Source organism: Spirosoma daeguense (genome assembly GCF_054776875.1).
Genome location: NZ_BAAHBF010000041.1, coordinates 1 through 545 on the forward strand (window position 1 = coordinate 1; position 545 = coordinate 545).

Annotated in this window: 2 protein-coding genes; both read right to left on the reverse strand. The window is 47.0% G+C overall.

Annotated elements, in window-relative coordinates:
* Window positions 1-89: 89 nt before the first annotated feature.
* Window positions 90-305 (reverse strand): hypothetical protein, encoded by a 216-nt coding sequence (locus ACYVD4_RS32065; protein WP_460952548.1) that lies wholly within the window; start codon window positions 303-305, stop codon window positions 90-92.
* Between the two features lie 9 nt (window positions 306-314).
* Window positions 315-545: hypothetical protein (locus ACYVD4_RS32070; RefSeq protein WP_460952549.1), on the reverse strand; the 231-nt coding region annotated here is incomplete at its 5' end.

Sequence of the window (545 nt, forward strand, 5' to 3'; positions counted from 1 at the left end):
CAACGTCTTTGGCGAATAGGAAGTTAACGAGAACCAAAAAAAGGCATCCTGGTCAGGATGCCTTTTTTGTTGCTGGCTATGATCTCTAGTTAATTCAATACCGTGCACTGCAAGCCAGCCTTTGTCAGCAGCCGGATTATATCAGACTCCGTGTGCGATTCCGTTTCGATACGTAACACACAGTCGCAGTCCTCCAGATCGATGCTCCAGCGGCAGATACCCCGTAATTTGCATAAGCGGCAGGCCGCCCGGTGAATCCGCTGGTCTGAGTTGATATTCGTTCGGAAAACAAGTACGTTTCGCATAAGCATCGGTCAATTCTGGGCATTCCGAAGTGTCTCAAACCAATGTAACCGGGCTACGGCTTTACTGAGCATTCGTTTTAATTCGGTCAGTTCGTGCGGTTTAAAGCTAAAGCTCAAGTAACGAGAAGGTGTGCTAAGGTGAACCCGATCTTCGTGCGGATGCACCTCAAAATATACATTCATATCAATACTTCTCACATTCCATTCAAGCGCCAGAAAATCATCGTAGCATAGCCATTG

Excerpts from the sequence above, each read along its gene's own strand:
- ACYVD4_RS32065 (WP_460952548.1), bottom strand. The coding sequence starts at position 305 with ATGCGAAACGTACTTGTTTTCCGAACGAATATCAACTCAGACCAGCGG.